The sequence below is a fragment of the Bellilinea caldifistulae genome (assembly GCF_001306055.1).
In the GTDB taxonomy this organism is placed as follows: domain Bacteria; phylum Chloroflexota; class Anaerolineae; order Anaerolineales; family Anaerolineaceae; genus Bellilinea; species Bellilinea caldifistulae.
This window is the reverse complement of sequence record NZ_LGHJ01000003.1, coordinates 1-25,020: the sequence shown is the minus strand read 5'-3', so window position 1 is coordinate 25,020 and position 25,020 is coordinate 1. Positions and strand designations below refer to the sequence as shown.

Below are 25,020 nucleotides of genomic sequence, written 5' to 3'. Positions count from 1 at the left end.
AACTGGATGAAACAAAAACTGACTCTACTGGTTCTCCTTTTTACCCTGCTGGTTTCGGCGTGCAGTCCGGCCCAGCCCACCGAGACAATCACGCTCAAGGTGGCCATCCTTCCCATTCTGGATGTTTTGCCCATGGTAGTTGCCCAGCAGGAAGGCCTCTTTACCAAAAACGGCGTCAACGTGGAGTTTATACCGGTTGGCTCGGCCCCCGAGCGCGATCAGTTGATTTCAGCCGGCCAGGCCGATGGCATGGTCAACGAACTGGCTTCGGTCATGTTCCTGAATCAGGATCAGATTCAGGTGCAGGCTGTCCGATTTGCCCGCACAGCCACAGCCGATCAAGCCCTCTTCCGTATTCTGGCCGCCAAAGACAGCGGCATTCAAACGGCTGCCGACCTGAAAGGTGTGCCGGTAGGGGTTTCGCAGGCGACCGTCATCGAGTATCTGACCGAGCGGCTGCTGCAAGCCGAAGGACTGAGCGCCGATGAAATTCAAACGGTGGCCATCCCCAAAATCCCCGACCGGTTGGCGCTGCTCGGTAGCGGCGAATTGAAAGCCGCCATGCTGCCGGAGCCGTTTTCCACCCTCGCCGCCCAGCAAGGCGCAACGGTTGTGCTGGATGATACCCTGCGCCCGGAATACTCTTTCAGTCTGATCACCTTCCGTAAAGCCGTCATTGACCAGCATCCGCAGGCGGTGCGCGCCTTTTTAGCGGCGATTGAAGAAGCCGTTGCCCTCATCAATGCCGACCCGCAAAAGTACAGCGGTTTGATGGTGGACCAGAAGATGGTGCCGGCCCCGCTGGCAGAAAGTTTCAAAGTGCCGACTTACCCGCTCAAGGGAGTACCCACACAGGCCCAATTTGACGACACCCTGGCATGGGTCAAAGAAAAAGGGTACCTCAACAAAGACTTTGCTTACACCGATTGTGTCAACGGGAGTTTGTTGCCGTAGCATTATCATCAGGAAGGGGTGGTCACAAGCCACCCCTTTTTAGCAAACTGCCATGATCGAACTGGACTCAATCACTTTTGGTTACCAGCCCGCCCTGCCAATTTTCGAAAACTTCTCATGGCAGGTGCGGCGCGCTGAAGCCTGGGCTGTGATTGGGCCTTCGGGCTGCGGTAAGAGCACTCTTCTCTCACTGATTGCCGGATTGCTGCGCCCTCAACACGGCAGGATTTTGGTCGAAGGGCAGCCGCTCAACCGCCCCCGACCGCAAACCGGTTTGATCATTCAGGACTACGGCTTGCTGCCCTGGGCAACCGTCCGCGAAAATGCCCGTTTGGGGTTGCGGGTGCGTAATTTTTACGGCCCGGATGGCGTTCACGCTCCTGCCGACTATCAACGCACGCTGGATGTCGAGCCGTGGTTGGATCGGCTGGGTTTGTTGCCCTTTGCCGGGCAGTACCCGACCGAACTTTCGGGTGGACAGCGTCAGCGGACTGCTATTGCCCGCACGCTGGCACTCAACCCGGATATTTTACTGATGGATGAACCCTTCTCCTCGCTGGATGCCCCCACCCGTGAAGGCTTACAGCGCCTGACACTGGAACTCTGGCAGGAAAACCGACTGACCCTGATTCTGGTCACCCACGCCATTGAAGAAGCCGCTCTGCTGGGGCAAAAAATTTTACTGCTCAATCAACCGCCTAACCGCACGGCGCAGATCATCGAAAACCCGCTCAACCTGCAGCCCGGCTACCGCGAGTCAGACGAATACCGCAGCCTGTGCCGCCACTTGCGCGAGCGTTTGGAGGCAGGATGAAACGCCGCGATTTGCTGCTTGCCAGTGCCGGCTTGCTCCTGATCTGGCAGGTGATTGCCATGCTGGTCAACCAGCCGATTTTGCCACCGCCGGGCCGCGTGCTGGTCACCTTGTGGGAGGAAACCCGTCACGGGAATTTGAGCGGTCATTTTCTTGCCAGTCTGTGGCGGGTGGTGGCCAGCACTCTGCTGGCCGTCCTCACCGCCGCGCCGGCCGGTCTGGCGCTGGGGCAGTTCAAACGCCTGAATGCCGTGTTCTCTCCCATCATTTACATTCTTTACCCCATCCCCAAAGTGGTATTTGTGCCGGTGGTGTTGCTTTTCCTCGGCATTGGCGAACTCTCGAAAATCGTTGTGATTTACCTGATTCTCTTTTTCCAGATTCTGGTGCTGGTGCGCGATCAGGCAGCCGGTCTGCACCCCGAACTGATCCGCAGTGTGCGCAGCCTCGGCGCAGGGCGGCTGGCGTTGTTTCGCTTCGTGTTCCTGCCGGCCAGCATTCCCGGCATTCTCACCGCCCTGCGGCAGTCGGTTGGGACGGCGGTTGCCGTGCTGTATATCGCCGAATTATTTGCCACCCAACGGGGACTGGGTTATTACATCTATCTGAACGGCAACACTCTCTTCAATTACCCGGCCATGTATGCCGGTGTAATTGCCATGAGCATTTTGGGGCTGGGGCTTTATTTCACCGTGGACGGGTTGGAACGCCTGCTCTGCCCGTGGCAGGTTAAAAACCGCTCCACCAGCGGCTGATTAACAGTCCCCCCGTAAACAAAACTGCAAACAGCAGTTCTAACTGGCCGGTTTTCCCCAGCAGCACATTCAACCCCCGCCCACGGGTATGCGCCACCTGGCGAATCAAACGCGCCGCCAGCGGCAGGCTGAGCAGACTGAGCAGCGCTGCCACCGGCAGAATACGGCTGATCACGCCCATCAGCGCCACCCCATAGGCCAGCCCAACCCACACGCCGTATTCGATGACCGCGCCTTGCTCCCCCAGGCGCACTGCCAGGGTGTGTTTACCGCTGGCGCGGTCGGTGGCAATGTCGCGCAGGTTATTCACCGTCAGAATGGCCATGGCCAGCAAGCCAACTGGCAGCGAGGAAACCAGTGCAGCAGCGCTGACGCTACCGGCCTGCACAAAATAAGTACCGCCGACCGCTGCAAAGCCAAAAAAGAGCAGCACGAACACTTCCCCCCAGCCGTGATACGCCAGCGGGTACGGCCCACCGGTATAAGCCAGCGCCGAAAGGATCGCAACCACCCCCAAAATCAAGGCGGGCAGTCCCGCCACCCAGATCAGATAGAGGCCGATCAGTGCGGCTGCGCCAAACACCACCAGCATTCCGCCGATCACCTGGCGCGGGGTGAGCAGTCCTGCCTGAGTCACCCGCAGTGGTCCAATTCGTTCGCTGGTATCGGCTCCTTTTTTGAAATCGAAGTAATCATTGGAGATATTCGCCCCAATTTGCAGCAGCAGCCCCACCAGAAAAGCCGCCAGGGCTGGCAGTGGGCGAAAAACACCCTCCCAGACGGCCACTCCGCAGCCCACCAGCACCGGCGCTGCCGCCGCCGGCAGCGTGCGGGGGCGCGCCGCCAGCAGCCAGATCTGCCAGACCGAAAGGTTGGAAGCAGTGCCGGGGTTCATACCAGCGGATTATATCAAAAACCCCGCGAGGATAAGAATGAAGGATTAGACAGAAAATCATCCGTCAGCGTTGTCGGGCGGTATAATGGAGTCAAACATTGATAGAAGAGGTGTAAGATGTCTCAAGTTACTGCTCCCGCGCTTTCTCCCGTACCCGCAGCCGCCGGTATGCCGGTGTTGGGTGTTTTGCCGCGTTTCGCCCGCGATCCGCTCAACTTTCTGCTGAATGCAGCCATTCGCTATGGTCCGGTGGTGCGCCTCGATCTTGCCAGCCGTTCCACCTATCTGGTCAGTCATCCCGAGGGTGTCAAGTACGTGCTGCAGGATAACAACCGTAACTACCACAAAGGTTACGATCAGGCCAAACCGTTGATGGGTGAAGGATTGGTCACCAGCGAAGGTGAATTCTGGCGCAGCCAGCGCCGCCTCATTCAGCCTTCTTTCAGCCGCCAGAACCTGAATCAGTATGCCACGGTGATGATCAATGCCACGCTGGAACGCCTGCCAAAATGGGAAGAATACGCTCGCCAGCGCCAGCCGGTCAATTTCGGCGAGGAAATGATGCGCCTGACCCAAACCATCATCGTGCGCACCATGTTCAGTGATGATGTCGGTGACCAGGCCGATGCGCTCGGCAAAGCCTTTGACCAGACCCTCGAACACCTTAATCAGGTGCTTTTCTCGCCCCACCCGATTCTGGAAAAATTGCCCACCCCGGCCAATCTCCGGCATGAGCGCGCCTTGCGCTTTTTGGACGAATTCATCTACCGGCTGATCGAAAAACGCCGGCAAAGCGACACGGATAACGGCGATTTACTATCGCGCTTGTTGATGGCACGCGACCCGGAGAGCGGCGAAGGAATGCCCGACCGCCAGATCCGCGACGAGTTGATGACCATCTTCCTCGCCGGGCACGAAACCACCGCCAACGCTCTGGCATGGACATTCTACCTGCTGGCTCAACACCCGCTGGTCGAATTCCGTCTGATGGATGAAATCCGCCAGGTCATTGGCGACCGCCCCCCCACCGTGGAGGATTTGCAGTCCATGCCTTACGGGGCAATGGTCTTCAGCGAGGCGCTGCGCCTTTTCCCGCCTGCCTGGATGTTTGCCCGCCACGCCATCGAAGATGATGTCATTCAAGGCTACCCCATTCCCGCCGGAACGATGATCTTCCTCAGCCCGTATGTGACCCATCACCATCCTGATTACTGGGAGAACCCCGAAGCCTTTGACCCCGAGCGTTTCAGCGAGGCGCGTTCGGCTCAGCGCCTCCGTTACGCTTATTACCCGTTCGGCGGAGGGCCGCGGCAGTGCATCGGCAATCATTTTGCCCAAATGGAAGCCCAATTGCTGATGACGATCATCTTGCAGCATTTCCGGGTGGAATTGGTAGAAGGAATTAAGGTGAAACCAACCCCGATTGCCACCTTGCAGCCACGTCCGGGTGTGTTGGTTTACTTTGAAAAACGCCAGTAATCCCGCTCAAGTCACCGCCAGCCGCCGTCAGGCGGCGTGGCGGTCTCCCCCAAAGCCCAAAAGATTTCCTGTCCCCTTACGCATCTTCGTTTCAGGCCCCAAATTCGTTTCCTCGCCTCTTCATGGTAAAATAATCCCCATTCACAAGCTCAACCCGTCATTTCCTGGCTGAATTTGATAAGCCAAATCAAGGAATGAATGAACGGGGCTGCATTATAATTGATGAAGAAATTCTGCTCCATCAGGAGGAATGATGGTTAACCCGGAACTGCTGGAAATTCTGCGCTGCCCGGCCTGTGTTCGTGAAAAAGAAGGGCTGCTGGATTATTACAAAGAAAGCTGGCTGATCTGCCGTGACTGCGGACGCAAATACCCGATTGTGGAAGACATCCCCGTCATGCTGATTGAAGAAGGCGACAAGTGGATCCACACCGCTACGGAGGCTCTACCCGTCCCCCCACCTCCCATGGAATAACTCTCTTCAAGTGGAATGGATCTTGCACCCTCAAGGGGCATGATCCGAACTTCTACGCGTTATCGAAAGATCAAGATGGCTCAACGACAACAACGAATGGCATATAAGCGGACACCGCTGGATCGGGTGACGCTGATCGTCCTGATTGTTTTTATCATCCTGGCGGTCATTACTGCCGTGGTAACCTTCAACGTCGCCCGGGATCTTTTCAAATCCTGGACGGCAACCCCCCTGGAAGGCGTTGCGATTGGCAGTACCTCCAATAATCCGGCTGTCCCCACCCTGCCGCCCAACACCATTTTACAGCCGTCGGGCGGGCCGCAACCTCAACCGTGGGACGGCAAAAACCGCGTCAACGTCCTGTTGATGGGACTGGATTATCGCGATTGGGAAGCCGGCGAAGTGCCGCGCACCGACACCATGATGCTCTTCACCCTCGATCCCATCAGCAACACCGCCGGAATTCTCTCCATCCCGCGGGATATGTGGGTCAACATCCCCGGTTACGATTACCACAAGATCAATCAGGCTTATTACTTCGGCGAACTGGATAAACTGCCCGGCGGCGGTCCGGCTCTGGCGATGGAAACCGTCAAGCAATTCCTCGGTGTGGATATTCAATACTACGCCCAGATTGATTTCAACGCCTTTGTGCGTTTCATTGACGAAATCAAAGGCGTCAAAATCCGCGTTGAAGAACCCATCACCGTGGTGGTGATGGGCAGCAACCGCAAGATCACCCTGGAGCCGGGGGTGGTGACCCTGCCGGGGGATATTGCCCTCGCCTACGCCCGTCAGCGTTACACCGAAGGCGGCGACTTCGACCGCGCCCGCCGTCAGCAGCAGGTTGTGCTGGCCATCCGTGACCGTATTCTCAGCTTCGATATGCTGCCGACGCTGATCACCCGTGCCCCGGTACTCTATAACGAGCTGGCTTCCGGGGTACGCACCAACATGACCCTCGAACAGGTCATTCGGCTGGCGTGGCTGGCCCAGCAGATCCCCGAACAGAACATCAAACGCGCTGTCATCGGCACCGATGCCGTTGAATTTGGGACTTCCCCGGACGGGCTGGACATTCTCATCCCCATTCCCGACCGCATCCGCTTGATTCGCGACGAGATCTTCACCAGCGGTGGGCCGGTAGGGCCGGTGGCTGTTGCTGAGGATGCGGCATCGCTGATGCAGGCAGAGGCAGCGCGGGTATCGGTGCAAAATGGCAGCGGAGCGGACGGCCTGGCCGGGCAAACCGCAGCCTGGCTGCGCCAGCAGGGTTTAAACGTGGTGGATGAATCCACCGCGGATCAGTTCTACAACGTGACTACATTCTTCGTCTACAACGGCAAGCCGTACACCCTGCGTTATCTGGCTGGCCTGATGGGAATTGAGAATCCGCGCGTGTATAACCGCTTCGACCCCAACGCCCCTTATGACATCGCCGTCGTCGTCGGCAGCGATTGGGCGGCCTCCAACCCAATGCCCTGAGCGGTTCTTATTTACCCAGCCGCTTGATAAATGCGGCTACTTCCCGCAAAAAGTTCATATAAGCTTCCCGGTGCACATTGTGACCAGCAGCCGCAATGCGCACCGTTTTGCTTTTGCGCCATGCCTTCTCGATCTGGCGAATCACCGGCGGCGTAAGCACAGCCCCCAAAGACGGTTCGCCGGTGATGATCAATCCCGGACAGGCAATTTGCGGGACAATCTCAGACCATTCGGGCTGGGGCTGGACAATCCAGTTCAGTGCTTCCAGTTTGACCTGCTGTTTGGCTTTTGCCCATTGGAAAAATTCGCTTTCATCCCAAAGCGGATTGAGTCGTTTGCCCTCGGCGATAATCTCTTCCAGAGACTTTTGTTTCAGGCTGGTCAGCCATTCGCGCCAGTCGCCCAGTTTTTTCTCGCGCCGCGCCCCATCGCCGCTGCCAATTTCCTGCCACGGCGGATCTTCCAAAACCACTCCCCGCACCACCTTTGGCAGTTGAGCGGCGGTCAACGCCGCCGTTACCGCCCCCATCGAATGACCGATCAGGATTGGCCTGTGCAATTGGAGCGTTTCGATCAGGGTACAGACATCCTGAGCCTGAACCAGCGGTGAAGCCCCGCGCTCATCCAGCCCGGAAGAGCCATGCCCGCGCGCATCCATCAGAATGACATCAAACTCCACTTCCAAAACCAGCGGCACGCGGTTCCAGCACAGGGCATTGTCGCTCAAACCGTGCAGTAAAATGATCGGTGGTTTTTGCCCACCGGTACGATAATATTGAATGCGTACCCCATCCGAGAGAATGTGTCCGTAAAATAGTTGCGGCATGACTGATTTCCCTCAAATCCAAAACTCAGTATACTCCCGTTTCAAGCCGCGGGTAATGTTTTATAGAAAAATCTATTTCAAAACATCAAAACGGCACCTTGTGAACATCGAAAAACTTGTTATAATAAGTATAATAAGTATAGCTAGAATTCATCCTGTATTGAATTATGGTCACACCCATCCGACAAACGACCAGACCGCTGTACCAGCAGGTTGAGCAGGAACTGCTCCGCCAGATACGCCACAACCTGCTCAAACCGGGCGATAAACTCCCCTCCGAGAGCGAACTTTCCCGCCAGTTCAATGTCAGCCGCATCACCGCCCGGCGGGCAATCAACAATCTCATTCAACAGGGCTATGTCTATTCGCTGCAAGGCAAAGGCACCTTTGTAGCCCAAACCCGCATTCGCGAACTTTCGGGGTTCCGCTCGTTTAGCGAGGATATCCGCGCGCGCGGCATGACCCCCTCATCTCGCCTGCTTCAAATCCGCCGCATCCAGCCAAAAACTAATCTGCGGGCTGAGTTGAACCTGCCGGCCGGTATTGCCGTCTACCGATTGGAACGCATCCGCCTGGTCAACGATGAGCCGGTAGCCTACGAAGATGCCTATCTGCCCGCCAGCCTGTGTCCCGGCTTGGAGCAGTTTGACCTTGAAAAGCGCTCGCTGTTTGAAGTCCTGCGCAGCGAGTACAATCTCCATCCCACCTGGGCAGATGCCGAGCTGGAAGCCGCCGCCGCTGATGAAGCGCTGGCAGCCCATCTCGCCATCCGTCCGGGTGAACCGGTGTTAATTGCCCTGCGCCACACCTACACCGAGACGATGACCGTCATCGAGTACGTGCGCTCTGTGTACAGCGGCAAAAACTTCACCTTTTACACCGGACGGCAATACATTGGGTAAAGCCCCACTTTAATTCCACTTTTCAACATCCATAAGGAGGAAGGTATGCGTGCAGTAAGTCGTCTTGTTTTTGTGGTGGTTTTGCTTGCTCTGGTGGTGATGAGCGCAGCCGGATGCGCGTCTCCACAGCAGGCGAGCGGGCCGAAAGTCGTCAAGGTGCTGGCCATGCAGCAAGCCGGCCCCACCCCGGAGGAGATGAACGCCATCGTCGCCAAGTTCAACCAGTCTTCTCCAAATGTCAAGGTTGAAATCGAGTATGTTTCCTACGACGCCCTTCACGATAAAATCGTCACCGCCATGGCGACCAATCCACCCTCTTACGATGTCGTCCTGGTAGATGACATCTGGTATGCCGAGTTCGTCAAGAACGGTTACCTTTGGGATGTGACCGACAAAATTGACCAGAACACCAAGCAGGAAGTATTCTCCACCGCCTGGGACATTACCTCGGTCAACGGGCGGATTTACGGCATGCCGTGGCTTTTAGACCAGAAGTACTTCTACTACAACACCGAAATTCTGGAAAAAGCCGGCGTTGATGTTCCCCAGACATGGGAAGACCTGATTGAAGCCAGCCGCAAGATCAAAGAAATGGGTCTGGTGGAGTATCCGATTGTCTGGTCGTGGGCGCAGGCCGAAGCAGCCATCTGCGACTTTGTCGCCCTGCTCTACGGCAATGGTGGCACCTTTGTGGACAGCAACGGCAATCCCGCTTTCAACAATGAGAAAGGCGTCCAGGTGGTCGAGTGGATGGTCAAGACGGTTGACGAAGGCCTGTCCAATCCGGCTTCCATTTCGTATGTGGAGGAAGATGTGCGCAACGTCTTTTCCCAGGGCAAGGCCGCCTTCGCGCTCAACTGGCTGTACATGTACGATTTAGCCGCCCTCAATCCTGACGAATCACAGGTGGTGGGCAAAGTCGGACTTGGACTGGTGCCGGCGTTCAAAGGCAGCGGCGTACCCAGCGCCACCATCAACGGCTCGATGGGCTTTTCGGTGATTGATAAATCGCCCAACCGCGAAGAGGCCTGGGAGTACGTCAAGTTCCTGACCAGCGAGCCGATTCAGAAAGAGTACTCTGCCCATCTTCTGCCCGTCTGGAGCGGCAATTACGAAGGACAGGCGCTGGAAGAGTTGAAATCGCTGAACGAATCCAACCCGGTGACGGTGCCGGCTTTCAGCGCCCAAATCGTCTATGCGCATGTGCGCCCCAAAGTGCCGTTCTATCCGGAATTTTCCAAAGCCCTCCAGCTGGCTTTGCAGGAAGCCCTGACCAAACAAAAGAGCCCGGCTCAGGCATTGAATGATGCCGCTGCCAAGTGGAACGAACTGGCTACCAAATAATTAACCGCTTCCGGCAATGGGGCGGGGAAATCAATCCCCTCTTTCCCCGCCCCCCTTTTTTATGGACGAGTTTTATTGATGAGTATTCCAGCGGTCAAACCAAATGCGATGACCCTTACCCAGCAACGGCTGCGGGATGGCTTCTGGCTGATCCTGCCCGGTTTACTGGTGATCTTCGGCATTACCCTGTTCCCGATTATTTACACCTTTGTCCTCAGTTTCACCGAAACACCCATCTCCAATCCGGCGCCGCAGGGTTTCGTCGGCTTTCGTAATTATCTTTATTTTCTTTCCAACCCGGTTTTCTGGGCAGCCATTCGCCGCACGCTCTACTTTACCGTTGTCTCGGTTGGCGCTGAATTAATTCTGGGTATGGGGCTGGCATTACTCATTCATGCCCGCCCGTTTGGCTGGCAATTTCTGCGCACCAGCCTGATCATCCCCTGGGCAATCCCGACCATCGTCAACGGGGCTATGTGGCGCTGGATCTACAACGCCGATTATGGCGCCCTGAACGGTTTACTGTACCAGTTAGGCATCATTGACCGCTACAGAGCCTGGCTTTCCGAGCCGGTGACGGCCATGAATCTGGTCATTGTTGCCGATATCTGGCATTCGGTGCCTTTCATTGCGCTGATCTTGCAGGCAGCCCTGGCAACCATACCCCGCGAACTGGAAGAAGCCGCCGCCGTTGACGGCGCCAACGTCTGGCAGCGGTTCTGGAAAATCCGCTTCCCGCTTTTACAACCCGCCATCCTGGTGGCGCTGGTCATTCGCACGGTAGAGGCTTTTCGCGTGTTCGACATTATTTATGTCATCACCCAGGGAGGACCGGCTTTTGGCACTGTGACCATCTCTTATCTTACCTATCTTGAATCGTTTTCATACGGACGGCTGGGCGGAGGCGCGGCTCTCTCGTTTCTCATTTCAGCCTTTACGCTGATCATGGCTTTACTGTACATCCGACTCCTGTACCGGGAGGATTTGCGCTGATGAACACATCCCGTCAAATCGGCAGTAAAGTCCTCTACTTTTTGTTGACCCTGCTGGCGCTGCTAGTCATCTACGCTCCGATTGCATGGCTCTTTCTGGCCAGCATTTCCACCCGCGCCGACCTGCTGGCCACCCCGCCGCGCTGGATTCCCGAACACCCCACCCTAAAAAATTATCTGGATATTCTCGTGCCGGGCACAGCCGTCTCCGAAGTTGCCCGCACTTTCAAAATCACGCTGGGCAATTCCCTGCTGGTAGCGCTGACCACCACCGTCATCTCGCTGGTAATCGGCTCGCTGGCAGCATACGCGCTGGCGCGTTTGCGGCTGCCATTCCGCAATGCGGTGTTTTTTGGCGTGCTGAGTGTCCGGATGATCCCCGAAATTTCTCTGGTCATCCCTCTGTACATCATCGCCGCCCGCTTGAGTATTCTGAACAAACCGATTGTGCTGATACTCACCTACCTGAGTTTTGCCCTGCCCTTTACCATCTGGATGCTGACCACCTTTTTTGAAACCGTGCCGGAAGAGCTGGAAGACGCCGCCTTGATTGATGGCAGTTCCCGCCTGAATACGCTCTTCCGTGTCGTCATTCCGGTGGCAGCGCCGGGCATCATCTCCACGGCCTTGTTCACCTTCTTACTGGCATGGGACGAATTTTTCTTTGCTCTGATTTTCACCAGTACCGTCGCCGCTAAAACCGTTCCGGTTGCCATTGCCGAGTTTACCGGGCGTTATGCGGTGGATATTACCGCGATGATGACCGGCGGTATTCTGGCGGCCCTGCCGCCGGTACTTCTGGCTTTGATCTTCCAGCGTTTCATCGTCAGTGGACTTTCTGCCGGAGCGGTTAAGGGATGAGCCAGGAAGAATTTGTTGTTGGCATTGATCTGGGCGGTACCAACGTCCGTGCGGCGGTTGTCAGCCGGCGGGGAGAAATCAAAGCCTGGGCTCAGGCGCCGATTGAGGCAGCCCGCGGCGTAGAACAGGGAATTTTGCGGATTCAAAATCTGATCCATCAGGTGATGGAACAGGCCGGGATCAAGCAGATCGCCGGAATTGGCTTTGGCAGCACCGGTCCGCTTGACCGCGAAAACGGCTTCATCCAAAACCCCTACACCCTGCCCGGCTGGGAAAATGTGGATGTCCGCACCCCGCTAAGCCGGGCGTTTGACGCGCCGCTCATCATGGAAAACGATGCAGACGCCGCTGCCCTGGGAGAAGCCTGGCTCGGTTCGGGCAAGGGCACTTCCCGCTTTGCACTGGTGACGGTCGGCACGGGGGTCGGCAGCGCTTTCATTCTTGACGGGCATATTTACCGCGGCATGGACGGCGAGCATCCCGAAGCCGGTCATCAGGTACTCGACCCGAACGGCCCTCCCTGTTATTGCGGTGCAAGAGGCTGCCTGGAGAGCCTCGTTTCTGGCCCGGCAATCGTTGAAAGCGCCCGCCGTGCAATTCCGCAGTACCCCGAAAGTTTGCTGGCGCGGCTCGAACAGAACGGCCACCCCCTTGATGCCGTCCAGGTCGTTGAAGCCGCCCGTCAGGGAGACCGGCTGGCACAACAAATCATCCGCGAGGCAGCCACCTACCTCGGTCTGGGATTGGTCAATGTTCTTTTATTTTACCTGCCCGAATGTATTGCCCTGGGCGGTGGGGTGATGAAGAACTACGATTTGTTTATCCCGCACATTTTACAGGTGCTTTCTCAACATGATGTGGTCGTTCCCACCCGCCGCGTTCGGATTACACCGGCCTCACTGGGCAACAAAGCCGGCGTACTCGGCGCGGCGAGGGCTATCTGGCAGCAAATCAGAGGATAATCAACATGAACAACAACCCGTATGTGCAAGATATTCTTTCCCAACCCGATGCCCTGCGCGCGGCGTTGCAGGGCTATCCGGTGCAATTGTTGAGCTCAATTGTTCAGGCCGTCCGCGCCGGAAAGTTTGACCGTATCTTAATCACCGGCATGGGAGCATCCCTGAATGGTTCGTATCCGGCCGTATTGCGGTTGAGCGCCTTACCCCTCCCAATCCTCTGGGTCGAAACGGGTGAACTGGCTCATTTTTCCGCCTCACAGATCACCCCTAAGACACTCTTGTGGGTGGTCTCGCAATCCGGGCGCAGCGCCGAAATTGTGCGCCTGCTGGAAATTTGCCGCGAAAACCGGCCGGCCGCCATGCTGGCAGTGACCAATGAAACCGACAGTCCGCTTGCCACAGCAGCCGATTTCCTGCTGCCGCTCAACGCCGGGGCAGAATCCACCGTCAGCACCCGCACGTACCTGAACACCCTGGCCGTCATGGGGCTGGCTGCCACCCAGATGCTGGACGAGCCGATCGGGCCTGCACTGGATGCCTTCTACGCAGCCGCCGATGCTGCCGAGAGTTATCTCGGAAGGCTGGACGAGCACCGCCAGATTATCTCCGGGCTTGCCAAAAACCTGCAAAACTTGCTGCTGGTCGGACGGGGCGGTTCGCTGGCGGCGGTTTTCAACGGGGCGCTGGTGTTGAAAGAAGCCGCCAAATTCCCTGCCGAGGGGATGAGTGCGGCGCAGTTCCGCCACGGGCCGTTCGAACTGGTGGACGAACAGTTTTATGCAGGGGTGTTTGGCGGTGATGAGCCCGCCCGCAGCCTGAACCTCAATCTGGCAAGGGACATCCTGCACCACGGCGGCCATGCCGTCTGGATTGATACCCAACCCGAACCCGACTTACCCGCCTGGCTGATTCCACCCTCCCAACCGCTCACCCGCCCCGTGCTGGAGATTTTACCCGTGCAGGTGTTGAGCATTGTACTGGCTGAACTGCGCGGTTATGAGCCGGGACAGTTCCGTCATCTGGGCAAGGTTGTGCTTCAGGAATAAAATAAGAAAAAAAACGGAGTTAACCTGATGAAAATCCTGATTGCAACCGACATGGAAGGGGCTTCTGGCGTGGTGAATTTCGACCAGACCGACCCCAGCCACGCCGAATACGCCCGTTTCCGTCGCCTGCTGACCGGGGATGTCAACGCCGCCATTCAGGGCGCAGCCGCCGCCGGCACAACCGATTTCATTGTCGCCGATGGTCACTGGAACGGCAGTAACATTCTCATTGAGGAACTCGATCCGCGCGCCCAGTTATTTTCCGGCAGCCCCACCCCTTGGGGCATGGTGGACGGTGTGGATCAGGGGGTTGATGCTGCCCTGTTCATCGGCTATCATGCCCGGGCCGGCACGCAAAACGCCATTCTGGATCACACCTGGTCGAGCGTGCGGGTTTTCAATGTCTGGCTGAACGGCCGACTGGTGGGCGAGTTCGGCCTCAATGCAGCCGTGTGCGGGCATTTTGGCGTGCCGGTCTTGATGGTCTCCGGCGATCAGGCGGTCTGCGCCGAAGCCGCCGAATGGGTCAACGGCATCGAAACGGCAGTGGTCAAAACTGCCGGCGGAAGGATGAGCGCGCAGTGCCTTCCGCTGGAAACCGCCCGCCGTGTCATCCGCGAAACGGCCGAGCGGGCCGTCCGCCGGCTGATAGCCGGGGACGCTCCACCCCCCCTGCGCGTGGATACGCCGGTCAACCTCGAAATCGAGTTTCACTACCCGCAGATGACCGATAACGCCGCCCTGCTGCCCGGCAGCCAGCGCCTGGACGGGCGGCGGCTGGCTTACCGCGCCGCGGATATGCTGGAAGCCTACCGCGCTTTCCGCGCCGCGGTCGGACTGGCTGCAAAGTAAACTCAATTCGGGATCCTGTTTACCGTTCAATAATCAGCAGGTCCCGCTACCCGCGGTGGCATTTGCAAAGATAACTGTCACTCCGAGCAAAGCGAGGAGGCTCCAGCGCTGGGTCAGCTCGCTGCGTTGCCACCATGACCGCTCCGGCTTTTGACTGTCTCATTTGTTCAGGAAAGCGCCCCGGTTTTGGTCGGGTACGGGCATAAATCGCGCAGTGGACAACGCGGACAGGCCGGTTTGCGGGCGTGGCAGACTTCCCGCCCCAGCCGAATCAGGTTGAGATGGGCTGCTCCGTAATCTTCCGGCGGAAACAGAGCCGCCAGATGGTCATGCGCCTGTTCCACCGTCATGCCCTCAGGCCTCAACCCCAACCGGCCGCTGACGCGGTAGATGTGGGTATCCACCGGGAAAGCGGGTTTGTCCAGCGCAAATTGCAGCACAATTGCCGCCGTTTTGCGTCCCACCCCGTTGAAACGCATCAGCCAGGCGTGAGCCTCTTCGGGTGGGTAGTCGCGCAAAAAGTCCAGATCCAGCTGTCCGCGTTCGGCGGTAATCTGGCGCAGGACGGCCTGAATGCGCGGCCCTTTCTGATTGGCCAGCCCGGCCGGACGGATGGCTTCAATAACCTCCCCGGCCGGTGCATCCCGCACCGCTTCCCAGCTCGGAAAACGGGCTTTGAGCGCCTCGAAAGCCGCATCCCGGTTGCGGTCGTTGGTGTTTTGGGAAAGGATGGTGGAAACCAGTTCATCCAACGGCCGTAAAGGCTGGCGCCACTCGGGTCGCCCGTAAACTTCCAGCAGACGCCGGTGAATTTCAGCAGCACGCCCGGCAAGTTCGGAAGGGGGGCTGGAAGGCTGCATTCGATTCAACCCCATTGCAGGTTCAGGCGGAACACCGGGCGGATTTCTCCAATTTCCAGGCCGCGCCAGTTGGTCAGCGGACGGGCTGCAACGTTGGCCAGTCGGGTGCGAAGGTCATCCTCGCCGAGCAAACCTAACTGGCGCAAAATCTCCGCCGCAATCACCGGGCGCGCCCGTCCGGAGGGGTCTCCATCCGCCACTTTGAATACAATCCCCAGCGCCGGGCTGTTTTCACTCAACGCGCCGGGCATGACCGCAATAGCCTGATAGCCCTCTGCCCCAGCCTTGCAGATGAATTTACCCTGCCCGGCTTCCATCGCCAGAGTGTCAAACCGATCCGGGCCGGCCACCATAAAGGGCTCGGCTGCCATGGCGCGGGTAACCCGCCGGTAGGCCTGCGCCCGCTTTTCCGGCAGGCCGCGCGGGTCGGCCAGACGCGCCAACCCCCAGGCAGCGTGATAAAGCGGCACCGCAAATACCGGCGCCGAACAGCCATCAATGCCGATGACCACTTTTTCAGCCGGGTAGTTGACCATTTCTGCAAAAGTTTGCAGCACTCTTTGCTGAACCGGGTGGGCCGGGTTGATGTACTCCGCCTTTGAGAAGCCGCTCAGGACGGCCTGCGCCAGAAAACCGGTGTGCTTGCCGGAGCAGTTATGCCGGTTGGGGGTGGGTGATTCCCCCCGCCGCATCAGGGCTTCCTGGGTGGGTTGATGAAAGACCGGATGCGTTCCGCACAGCAGATCGCTTTCCCGCACCCCAACTTTTTCCTGTAACGCCAGAATAGCCGCCAGATGCTCATCCGTGCCGGAGTGCGAAGCACACATCAGAGCAATCTCACGGTCGGTCAGGTGAAAGGCCTCGGCTCCACCGTTTTCCAGCAGCGGCAAGATTTGAAACGGTTTGGAAGATGAGCGCAAAAAGGTGACATAATGCGGGTCACCCAGAGCGGCACGCAGGTTGCCGGCCGCATCTACCACCGCTACGCAGCCACTATGAAAGGACTCGACAATGCTGCCGCGGGTCAATTCGACCAGGGGAACACAGGAAGTTTCATTCATTGATAAGCCGTCCATGCAGAGAGATGATTGGGAGGATTACTCGTCCAGTTCCTGACCCATCGAGCGGTAATGGCGGTTGTAGTACTGTTCCAATCCCCACTTCAAGCGCTGATAGTACTGGGCTTTGCGTTCGGGCGGGAAACTCATCCCGTTCAGCAAATCGTTGATCCAGTTGCTGGTTTCGGCTGGTTCGCCTTTGCGGGCTGCCAGATCGTCCATGCGCGCCTGAATGTTTTTGAGGTACTCGATCTGCTGGTGAACATGTTTGTGGGTGATCAGGCCATTGCGGCCGCTCACCAGCAGGTGATTCTGGTAAGGCGGGGTCAGCAGCGTTTGCAGGGTTTCCAGCCATTGGGGAATATCCGCCCCGGCCAGAAACGGAGGCTGATTGACCACCACCGCATCACCCAGGAAAATCAGACTGCGTTTCTCCAGAATCGCCCAAATTGCCCCTGCTGCCGGGCCGGGGCGGTATTCCAGTAAAAGCGGGTCTTCATCCCAGTGAATTTTCATCCGCTGCGTGAAGGAGATTTCGGGAGGCGCCCAGCGGATACTGCCCAATCCGTTATGATATTCCCAATCGGCGCCCGTGTCGGCACCCTGGGCTTTGAAGGTCATCGGGCGGTTGCGGAAAACCTCCGCCATTTTTTCATGACCAACCACCGTGCATTCCATTGCCCGTGAGCCAATCGTCCGGTCGGCATGCACATCCAGATTGATCAACAACCGCTCGACACCGCCGCCCAAATTGAGCATGGCTGCCCGCCACAGGCGGATGTCATCCGGGCGGAAGGGAGCATCAATCATCACCTGACCGTGGGGGGTGATGATCAACCCCAGCACAACTCCCGGATATGAATCTTCGATATAAACGCGATCCAGTATTTGCTGCATTGAAACCCTTTTCTCCCGATAAGATGGGGATGATTAGCGGATGGGCAGCAGGAAAATGAAATGACTGCCTTCACCCAGCGTACTTTCAACCCAGATTTTACCACCATGCGCACGTACCGCTAACCGGCAAAATGCCAGCCCCAGCCCCAAACCCTTTGGGTAGCGCTCCCCTTGTAAGCGGTTAAACTTCTCGAAAATCAATTCCAGAGCGTCCTGCGGGATGCCGGGGCCGTTATCCCGCACCCAAAAGCGAATCATCTCCCCTTCGCGGCGGCTGCCCACCTCAATGGCGCCCTGCATGGGGGTGTACTTGATTGCATTTTCGATCAGGTTAATCAGCACCCGCCGAATCATATCCACATCCACCGAGATGACCGGCAAATCATCATCCAGCACAACCGATAATTGCTGACGCTTGCTCTCGGCAAGGGTGTGGGTGGCGTCCACCGCCTCGTTAACCAGGACGCGCGGCTGAACCGGGCGTTTGTTGATGATCGGCTGACCGGCTTCCAGCCGGTTGATGTCCAGCAGTGAGCTGATTAACCGCTGCAAACGCTCGGCAGCCCGCACGGCAATATCAAAAACCGGTTGAATGTTTTCAGCCGCATCCGGCGGCAGCAAGGTTTGAAGAATATCCAGACTGGAAATGATGTTGGCCAGCGGTGAACGCAGGTCGTGGTAAATCATCGCCGAGAGATCATCCCGCAGGGTATCCAGTTGTTTGCGTTCGCTGATATCGCGTAAAATCCATTGCAGCATCGGGCTTTCACCCACCATCACCCGCCGGATGTACACCTCCACCGGTAACGGCGAAATCCCCTGGCGTTGCAATTCGGTCTCGTAATGTACCGTCTGGCCCTCTTGCAGGGCGTGAAAGTACTCGCTCAGTGGCGGGGTTTGCGGGCTTTGCAGTTGATCCATGCTCGATTCCAGCAGCATTTCCAAAGAGCAGGCCGTAACCGCCTGGGCCTGCCGGTTGGCTTCCAGAATGCGGCCCTGCCAGTCGGTAATCAGGATCGGGTCAATGCTGTCCTCGAACAGTTCGCGGTAACGGCGCTGGGCTTCCTGCATGGAGCGATACAGGTGTGCATTGCGCACGGCAATCCCCGCCAGATCGGCAATGCCTTGCAACAACGCCAGATGATCGGTGGTGAAAAAGCCGGTTTGGGCGTGCACCAGCGTCAGCACGCCGGTCAATTGGCCGCTGGAAAACAACGGAACACAGATGGCCGACTTGCTGCCGGTTCGCTCGGCTGCATCATCCGGCCGGCGTGTCCAGCGCTCATCCTCGCGCGTGTTGGGGATCAGCGCCGGCTGGCGGTTTTGGGCTACCCAACCGGCCAGCCCGCGTTCCAGAATGGACTGCATCTCCTCCACCGTCGGGTGAAAGACCTGGCCGTGAATGGCGATGGCCGCTTCCACCGGCTGGCCGGTTTCGTTCAAGACGATCAGACTGCCGCGCTCTGCCCCCACATTCACCGTCGAAAGCAATAAGACCCGTGCCAGTACCGTGCGCAGTTCCAGGCTGGCCGCCAGTTCGCGGCTGATATCCAGTAACAATGCCAGAGAAGAACGTGAAATGGCGTCCTGCTGGTGTATTTGATTCTCCATTACGGCTGCTATTCCTCCCTGCCTTGGCGAATTTTGGCATTCTGCTGAGGGCATCAAACCGTTGCCGGCGCTCCCAAAGAAAGGTTACCTGCCTTGGATAATGTATATAATGCGGTCACAGGTAAACGGCGGGTAAAGCGTTCTTGCTTGTAACGATCACCGCTGCGCCACCCGTGGCTCTTCAGATTTCATGTTCAGTATAGCATAATCTCCCCGTCCCTTTGCAGGGACAATTTTCCCGATTTGTCAAATCTTTAGAATGGACAGCCCATTGTCTTAAACCGCTCTCAGGTATAATTGAATTAAACAACATGAAATTGGGCACTGCTGAAAGAATTCATCGCCGGGCGGGTTCGCTCTGGCATTTTCCAGTGTTTCAACCAACGCGCAAAACTCTGCTAGAGGTGTGATGATGTTTAATTTATTTAACCGTAGGGATGAAGAAGAACGCGCTCGCACTGAAAACCGCCTGCCGCCCGGTCAGGCGCTGACTACCAAATTTCCGGTGCTGCATTACGGACCGGTTCCCACCGTCAATCTGGAAACGTGGACTTTGCGCATCTGGGGCGAAGTCGAAAAGGAAGTGACCCTGACGTGGGAAGAATTCAACCGTCTGCCAAAGACCCGCGTGCGCATGGACTTGCACTGTGTTACCCGTTGGAGCAAACTGGACACTGAATGGGAGGGGGTTTCGGTGCGGAGCATGATCGAGCAAGGCGTGTTCAAGCCGCTCCCCACCGCCCGCTATGTGATGCAGCACGCCGAATACGGCTTTACCGTCAATCTGCCGCTGGAAGTCGTGCTGGCGGATAACTTTCTGCTGGCAACCCACTACAACGGTGAACCGCTCACTCCCGATCACGGCTACCCCCTGCGCGGTGTGGTCGGTTACATTCCCAATCGTCCTGACCTGAAAACCCCTTACCTTTGGAAAGGCGCCAAATGGCTGCGCGGTCTGGAATTCATGAAACACGACCGCCCCGGTTTTTGGGAAGAGGCCGGTTACCACAACGAAGCCGATATCTGGAAAGAGCAGCGGTTTGGATAAGCCCCAAAAAACTGCTGATTGACGAGAGATTTTGAATCGGGTATGCTTACATCAACAAGAATAACTGCGGGAGGTGAACATGGCTGGCACAAAAGATGTTTTGGCGGTCATTCTGGGCGGCGGACGGGGCGCGCGGCTTTATCCCCTCACCGCAGTGCGTTCCAAACCGGCGGTACCCATCGCCGGTAAATATCGTCTGATTGACATCCCCATCTCCAACTGCATCAACTCCGGGATTTACCGCATCGCGGTGCTGACCCAGTTCAACTCGGTTTCATTGCACCGCCACATTGCCAATACCTATGTATTCGACACCTTCCACACCGGCTGGGTGCAGATCTGGGCAGCCGAACAGACCATTTCCAGCGCCGACTGGTATCAGGGAACTGCGGATGCCGTGCGCAAACAGCTATTTGAAATCCGTGCTACCCGCGCTCCCTATGTCCTGATTCTGGCAGGCGATCATCTCTACCGCATGGATTACGCCGCCATGTTCGACTTTCACCTCGAACACGGTGCGGATATTACCGTCGCCGTTCAGCCGGTTCGCAAAGAAGACGCCGGCCGCTTTGGCATACTCAAGCGTGACAGCCACTACCGCATCACCCGCTTCGCCGAAAAACCAAAGGACGAGGCTATCCTGCGCGAACTGGTCAGCCGGGATGACCCGGCCCGCCCCTTCCTCGGTTCCATGGGGATTTACCTGTTCAAAACCGACATCCTCGCCGAATTACTGGAAGGCTACCCCGATTACGACGACTTTGGCAGTGATGTGATTCCTCACGCCATTGACAACCTCAAGGTTTTCGGCTACGACTTCGACGGCTATTGGGAAGATATTGGGACAATCCGTTCATTTTACGATACCAACCTGGCTCTCGCAAAACCCAACTCGCCGTTCAATTTCTATGACCCGCAACGGCCCATTTATTCTCACCCGCGCTTTTTGCCCGGTTCACTGATCGAAAACAGTCATCTGGAAAATGTGCTGATTGCCGAGGGCTGTTGTGTCAAAAATGCCCAAATCTCCAACTCGGTCATCGGCTTACGCAGTCAAATTCGCTCTGGGGTGCGGATTTCAAACTCCATCATCATGGGCGCCGATTATTACGACACCACCAGTTGCAGCGAACCGGAAAGCACCTCTGCGGGGTTAATACCTTTGGGCATCGGCCGCAACTGCCAGATCAGCGGCGCCATCATTGACAAAAATGCCCGTATTGGAGAAAATGTGGTCATTCAACCTTTCCCAACCGGTAAAGACCTGGATGGAGAGGGTTGGGTGGTACGGGATGGTATTGTGGTAATTCCCAAAGACACCATCATCCCTCACGGTACCCACATCGTCCCGTAATCTCAACTCCCAAGCCAGCCACTGCCACTGGCTCACATATTCTCCTGTGACATAGCTCAACTTTGTTGGAGTTTATTCCCACATGTCCCATCGAACCGCTGAAATTTCCGCTGCTGGCCTGGCTGAGCGCGACCTCAAAATTGCCTGGCACAGTCTGGATACCGAAACCCTGCTGGAGGAACTGCACACCCACCCGCAAAGCGGGCTGAGCAGTGCAGAAGCCGCCCAACGTCTGGCAGAGTACGGCCCGAACCAGTTAGCCGAAGCGCCACGACGTACTTTCCTTCAACTGGTGATTGGGCAGTTGAATAACTTTGTCGTCATCTTGCTGATTGCCGCAGCGCTGATCTCTGCCGTGGTGTCTTACATCGAAAACGAACCGTTCATCGAATCGGCTGCCATTCTGGCAATTGTGATCCTGAATGCCGTGTTGGGCGTGATTCAAGAGAGCCGTGCCGAGCAGTCACTGGCTGCCCTGAAAAAACTGGCCGCCCCGGATGCTCAAGTCCTGCGGGACGGGCGGCGAATCAGCCTGCCGGCCAGCCAGCTGGTGCCGGGCGACATCGTCTTCCTCGAAGCCGGTAATTTCGTCCCGGCCGACATCCGCCTGCTGGAAACGGTCAACCTGCGCATTGAAGAAGCCGCCCTCACCGGTGAGTCCATGCCGGTGGAGAAAAACGCCACCATGGTGCTGCAACCCGATGCGGCCATTGGCGACCGTAAAAATACGGCTTTCATGGGGACAACCGTTACCTACGGGCGCGGGCGCGGTGTGGTCATCAGCACCGGCATGCGCACTCAACTGGGGATGATTGCCGGCATGCTCCAATCGGTGGATCAGGAAGAAACACCCCTGCAGCGGCGGTTGGATCAATTGGGCAAAACCCTCGGCTGGGCGGCGCTGGTCATTTGCGGACTGGTGTTCCTCGCCGGTATTTTACAGGGCGGCGAGGTTCTTCACATGTTCATGATCGCGGTCAGTCTGGCGATTGCCGCCGTCCCGGAGGGGCTACCGGCTATCGTCACCATCTCGCTGGCCCTGGGGATGCGCGAGATGGTGCGACGTAACGCCCTTATCCGCCGGCTTTCCTCGGTGGAAACGCTCGGCTCCACCACCGTGATCTGCTCCGACAAAACCGGAACGCTCACCCAAAACGCCATGACCGTCACGCGGATTTGGGTGGACGGGAAGATGTACGAAATCAGCGGAGCCGGTTACAGCACCGAGGGTGAATTTCGCCTGAACGGAGAAAAAATCCACCTCGACGACCATCCCGCACTGCTGACCGCGCTGTGGGTGGGCACCCTCAACAATGATGCCGTCCTCGAACGCCTCGAAAGTTCCAACGGTCACTCTTCCTTTCGCATCATCGGCGACCCGACCGAAGGTGCCCTGCTGATTGCCGCCGCCAAAGCCGGCGCGTTGCCGGAGGAATTAAACCGCGCTTACCCGCGCGAACAGGAAATTCCTTTCGATTCCGAGCGCAAGCGCATGCTCACCATTCACCAGGTGCGCGATCCGCACCGCGAGGACATTTCGCCGCTGGATGATCAGGCCGACCGCCGTCAGCACATCATTCAAGTCAAAGGCGCGCCGGATGTGGTGCTGGAATTGTGTCGCTACTACCAAACCGCCAGTGATCAGCCGGCGGTGTTGGATGAAGCAACCCGAAAGCGAATTCTGGCTGCCAACGATGAGATGACCCAACAGGCTTTGCGCGTGCTGGGGGTGGCCTACCGGATTGTTTCGGTGCTGCCGGAGGAAATCAACGCACCCGAACTGGAACAGGATCTGGTCTTCGCCGGTCTGATCGGGATGATTGACCCGGCCCGCGAAGAAGTGCGCCCGGCGCTGGAAAAAGCCAGCCGCGCCGGTGTGCGCACCATCATGATCACTGGCGATTACCCCAATACCGCCCGTGCCATTGCGGAGAGCATCGGCTTGCTGCGCCCTAATCAAAAAGTACTGACCGGCGGTCAGTTGAGCGAAATGGATGACGCCGACCTCCAGCGTGAAGTTCCGCACACGGCTGTATTTGCCCGCGTTTCACCGGAGCATAAAAAACGGATTGTGGACGCCCTCAAAGCCAACGGCGAGGTGGTGGCGATGACCGGTGACGGCGTCAATGACGCGCCGGCCATCAAACGCGCCGATATTGGCATCTCGATGGGCATCACCGGCACGGATGTGGCCAAAGAAACCGCCGACATGGTGCTGACCGATGACAATTACGCCAGTATCGTTTCGGCCATCGAGCAAGGGCGCATCATTTACTCCAATATCCGCAAATTCGTTTACTACCTGATTTCCTGCAATCTGGCAGAAATTTTGATCATCTTTCTACCGACGGCCTTCGGCAAATGGCTGTTTCCGTTTGCCGGTGAACGAGTTCTTTCGCCGCTGACACCAATTCAATTGTTGTGGCTCAACCTGATTACCGACGGCGCCCCGGCGCTGGCGCTCGGCACCGAGAAGGGTGACCCGGATATCATGGATCAACCGCCCCGTCCGCCGCAGGAACCCATCATCAACCGCTCCATGCAAATTGGCGTGCTGATCCAGACGATTGCCATCACGGCCGTTACCCTGACGGCCTTTGGGCTGGGATTAAGGTATGAGCCTGCCGCTGCCGAAACCATGGCATTTTTGACCCTTTCGCTGTCCGAATTATTGCGCGCTTTTACCGCCCGTTCCGAGCGCTACCCGATTTTGAAAATCGGCGTTTTCAGCAATCCGTGGATGAACCGTGCCGTTCTTTTTTCGCTGGCGCTGCTCTTGATGGTGGTGTATGTCCCGTTCTTCCACCCGGTTTTCAACACGGTTGCGCTGGGTTGGGAAGACTGGCGGATCATTCTGCCGCTGCTGCTGATTCCCTCGATTGCGGCGGAACTGGCCAAATACTGGATGAGCCGCCGCCCTCAAAAAGCCGCTGCAGAGGCAGGGCGGAAGAGATCCACTTTGTAAACCTCATTGCGAGCGAGCACAACGAGCGTGGCAATCCCCCGCAAAGCCGCTGGGAAGTCACCGCTATCAACGACTCCCTCGTTTACACAAGGCATCAGAGCTGATAACCCCAAACCCTTCCCTCAAACATTCTCCCCGCTCTCTGAGTGAAAGCGGGGAGATAAGGGGTTTTATTAACTCAGACGAAAGCCGATCAGCGCATCCACTTGCCGGCGCCCTGTACCACCATGCCGACGCCCAACAACAACAATCCAAGGTAGGTGAACAACGTCTTCAGCCAGGCCTGAACCGGCGGCATGAGATTTCCACCCGTCACCGGGATCAGCACGGTGGTCGAGGGCGGGGGTGGCGGTAAAGTCGGCGGGGGCGGCGGCTGATCGGTCGGCGCGGGAGTAGCCGTCTCACCCGGCGGCGGCGTATCTACCGGTGTGCGCACCACGCTGGTTTCGGTGATTTCAATGGTCTCCTGTGGGGTCGGCGTCACCGGTGTGGGGGTGGGTTCGACGGTATCCTGTGGGGTCGGCGTCACCGGTGTGGGGGTGGGTTCGACGGTATCCTGCGGGGTCGGCGTCACCGGTGTGGGGG

At 57.5% G+C, this 25,020-nt stretch carries 22 protein-coding genes and 1 pseudogene; 16 read left to right on the top strand and 7 right to left on the bottom strand.

The window, feature by feature from the left end:
* Window positions 1–6 precede the first annotated feature (6 nt).
* The 3 genes from AC812_RS00680 to AC812_RS00670 are packed head-to-tail and all read left to right on the top strand — an operon-like array spanning window position 7 to window position 2,523.
* Window positions 7–954, top strand: coding sequence for an ABC transporter substrate-binding protein (locus AC812_RS00680; protein ID WP_061913331.1), 948 nt, complete (start codon window positions 7–9; stop codon window positions 952–954).
* 52 nt (window positions 955–1,006) lie between these two features.
* Window positions 1,007–1,768, top strand: a complete 762-nt coding sequence (locus tag AC812_RS00675; RefSeq protein WP_061913329.1) for an ABC transporter ATP-binding protein — start codon at window positions 1,007–1,009, stop codon at window positions 1,766–1,768.
* Window positions 1,765–2,523, top strand: a complete 759-nt coding sequence (locus tag AC812_RS00670) for an ABC transporter permease (RefSeq protein WP_061913327.1) — start codon at window positions 1,765–1,767, stop codon at window positions 2,521–2,523. The genes AC812_RS00675 and AC812_RS00670 overlap by 4 nt, the downstream gene beginning before the upstream one ends.
* Here AC812_RS00670 and AC812_RS00665 read toward each other — a convergent pair.
* Window positions 2,498–3,418: a 1,4-dihydroxy-2-naphthoate polyprenyltransferase gene (locus tag AC812_RS00665; RefSeq protein WP_061913325.1), complete on the bottom strand. Its 921-nt coding sequence runs from the start codon at window positions 3,416–3,418 to the stop codon at window positions 2,498–2,500. The genes AC812_RS00670 and AC812_RS00665 overlap by 26 nt on opposite strands.
* Window positions 3,419–3,535: 117 nt before the next feature.
* On the opposite strand from AC812_RS00665, the gene AC812_RS00660 reads away from it, so the two are divergent.
* From AC812_RS00660 to AC812_RS00650, 3 genes are all read left to right on the top strand, one after another.
* The gene (locus AC812_RS00660; protein ID WP_061913324.1) at window positions 3,536–4,897 is read left to right on the top strand and encodes a cytochrome P450; all 1,362 of its coding nucleotides are present in this window, start codon (window positions 3,536–3,538) and stop codon (window positions 4,895–4,897) included.
* Window positions 4,898–5,147: 250 nt separating this feature from the next.
* A complete protein-coding gene (locus AC812_RS00655; RefSeq protein WP_061913322.1) occupies window positions 5,148–5,372 on the top strand; it encodes a Trm112 family protein in 225 nt (74 codons plus the stop codon).
* A gap of 75 nt (window positions 5,373–5,447) precedes the next feature.
* On the top strand, window positions 5,448–6,857 hold the full coding sequence (locus AC812_RS00650) for an LCP family protein (RefSeq protein WP_061913320.1): 1,410 nt from the start codon (window positions 5,448–5,450) through the stop codon (window positions 6,855–6,857).
* Window positions 6,858–6,864: 7 nt separating this feature from the next.
* On the opposite strand, the gene AC812_RS00645 is transcribed toward AC812_RS00650, so the two are convergent.
* Window positions 6,865–7,683 carry an alpha/beta fold hydrolase gene (locus AC812_RS00645; protein ID WP_061913318.1) on the bottom strand — a complete coding sequence of 273 codons (819 nt, stop codon included), beginning with the start codon at window positions 7,681–7,683 and terminating at the stop codon, window positions 6,865–6,867.
* A gap of 167 nt (window positions 7,684–7,850) precedes the next feature.
* On the opposite strand from AC812_RS00645, the gene AC812_RS18225 reads away from it, so the two are divergent.
* The 7 genes from AC812_RS18225 to AC812_RS00610 all read left to right on the top strand — a co-directional run bounded on the left by AC812_RS18225 (window position 7,851) and on the right by AC812_RS00610 (window position 14,642).
* The gene (locus AC812_RS18225; protein ID WP_061913317.1) at window positions 7,851–8,585 is read left to right on the top strand and encodes a GntR family transcriptional regulator; all 735 of its coding nucleotides are present in this window, start codon (window positions 7,851–7,853) and stop codon (window positions 8,583–8,585) included.
* 45 nt (window positions 8,586–8,630) lie between these two features.
* Window positions 8,631–9,929 (top strand): extracellular solute-binding protein, encoded by a 1,299-nt coding sequence (locus AC812_RS00635; protein WP_061913315.1) that lies wholly within the window; start codon window positions 8,631–8,633, stop codon window positions 9,927–9,929.
* Window positions 9,930–10,007: 78 nt separating this feature from the next.
* Complete coding sequence (locus AC812_RS00630) at window positions 10,008–10,922, top strand: carbohydrate ABC transporter permease (RefSeq protein ID WP_201797687.1); 915 nt, start codon at window positions 10,008–10,010, stop codon at window positions 10,920–10,922.
* Window positions 10,922–11,782: a carbohydrate ABC transporter permease gene (locus tag AC812_RS00625; protein ID WP_061913313.1), complete on the top strand. Its 861-nt coding sequence runs from the start codon at window positions 10,922–10,924 to the stop codon at window positions 11,780–11,782. Before AC812_RS00630 ends, AC812_RS00625 begins: the two co-directional genes overlap by 1 nt.
* Window positions 11,779–12,744 carry an ROK family protein gene (locus tag AC812_RS00620; RefSeq protein ID WP_061913311.1) on the top strand — a complete coding sequence of 322 codons (966 nt, stop codon included), beginning with the start codon at window positions 11,779–11,781 and terminating at the stop codon, window positions 12,742–12,744. The genes AC812_RS00625 and AC812_RS00620 overlap by 4 nt, the downstream gene beginning before the upstream one ends.
* A 5-nt stretch (window positions 12,745–12,749) precedes the next feature.
* Window positions 12,750–13,790 (top strand): SIS domain-containing protein, encoded by a 1,041-nt coding sequence (locus AC812_RS00615; RefSeq protein ID WP_061913309.1) that lies wholly within the window; start codon window positions 12,750–12,752, stop codon window positions 13,788–13,790.
* A 27-nt stretch (window positions 13,791–13,817) separates the two neighbouring features.
* Window positions 13,818–14,642 (top strand): M55 family metallopeptidase, encoded by an 825-nt coding sequence (locus AC812_RS00610; RefSeq protein ID WP_061913307.1) that lies wholly within the window; start codon window positions 13,818–13,820, stop codon window positions 14,640–14,642.
* Between the two features lie 167 nt (window positions 14,643–14,809).
* Here the strand turns inward: AC812_RS00610 and AC812_RS00605 are convergent, their stop codons facing one another.
* From AC812_RS00605 to AC812_RS00590, 4 genes are read right to left on the bottom strand one after another with little or no spacing between them, the layout of a single operon-like run.
* The gene (locus AC812_RS00605) at window positions 14,810–15,502 is read right to left on the bottom strand and encodes an endonuclease III domain-containing protein (protein ID WP_061913374.1); all 693 of its coding nucleotides are present in this window, start codon (window positions 15,500–15,502) and stop codon (window positions 14,810–14,812) included.
* A 5-nt stretch (window positions 15,503–15,507) separates the two neighbouring features.
* Window positions 15,508–16,563 (bottom strand): asparaginase, encoded by a 1,056-nt coding sequence (locus AC812_RS00600; RefSeq protein WP_061913305.1) that lies wholly within the window; start codon window positions 16,561–16,563, stop codon window positions 15,508–15,510.
* 36 nt (window positions 16,564–16,599) lie between these two features.
* The gene (locus tag AC812_RS00595) at window positions 16,600–17,457 is read right to left on the bottom strand and encodes an MBL fold metallo-hydrolase (RefSeq protein WP_061913303.1); all 858 of its coding nucleotides are present in this window, start codon (window positions 17,455–17,457) and stop codon (window positions 16,600–16,602) included.
* Window positions 17,458–17,490: 33 nt separating this feature from the next.
* Window positions 17,491–19,068 carry a sensor histidine kinase gene (locus AC812_RS00590; RefSeq protein ID WP_061913302.1) on the bottom strand — a complete coding sequence of 526 codons (1,578 nt, stop codon included), beginning with the start codon at window positions 19,066–19,068 and terminating at the stop codon, window positions 17,491–17,493.
* Window positions 19,069–19,480: 412 nt separating this feature from the next.
* Between AC812_RS00590 and AC812_RS00585 the strand changes: the two genes are divergently transcribed.
* The 3 genes from AC812_RS00585 to AC812_RS00575 all read left to right on the top strand — a co-directional run bounded on the left by AC812_RS00585 (window position 19,481) and on the right by AC812_RS00575 (window position 24,435).
* The gene (locus tag AC812_RS00585; RefSeq protein ID WP_061913300.1) at window positions 19,481–20,116 is read left to right on the top strand and encodes a sulfite oxidase-like oxidoreductase; all 636 of its coding nucleotides are present in this window, start codon (window positions 19,481–19,483) and stop codon (window positions 20,114–20,116) included.
* A gap of 79 nt (window positions 20,117–20,195) precedes the next feature.
* Window positions 20,196–21,470, top strand: coding sequence for a glucose-1-phosphate adenylyltransferase (locus AC812_RS00580; RefSeq protein ID WP_061913298.1), 1,275 nt, complete (start codon window positions 20,196–20,198; stop codon window positions 21,468–21,470).
* 82 nt (window positions 21,471–21,552) lie between these two features.
* Window positions 21,553–24,435, top strand: coding sequence for a cation-translocating P-type ATPase (locus tag AC812_RS00575; protein ID WP_061913296.1), 2,883 nt, complete (start codon window positions 21,553–21,555; stop codon window positions 24,433–24,435).
* Between the two features lie 193 nt (window positions 24,436–24,628).
* Here the strand turns inward: AC812_RS00575 and AC812_RS18220 are convergent.
* Window positions 24,629–25,020 (bottom strand): annotated as a pseudogene (locus AC812_RS18220) (autotransporter domain-containing protein); the annotation flags it as partial.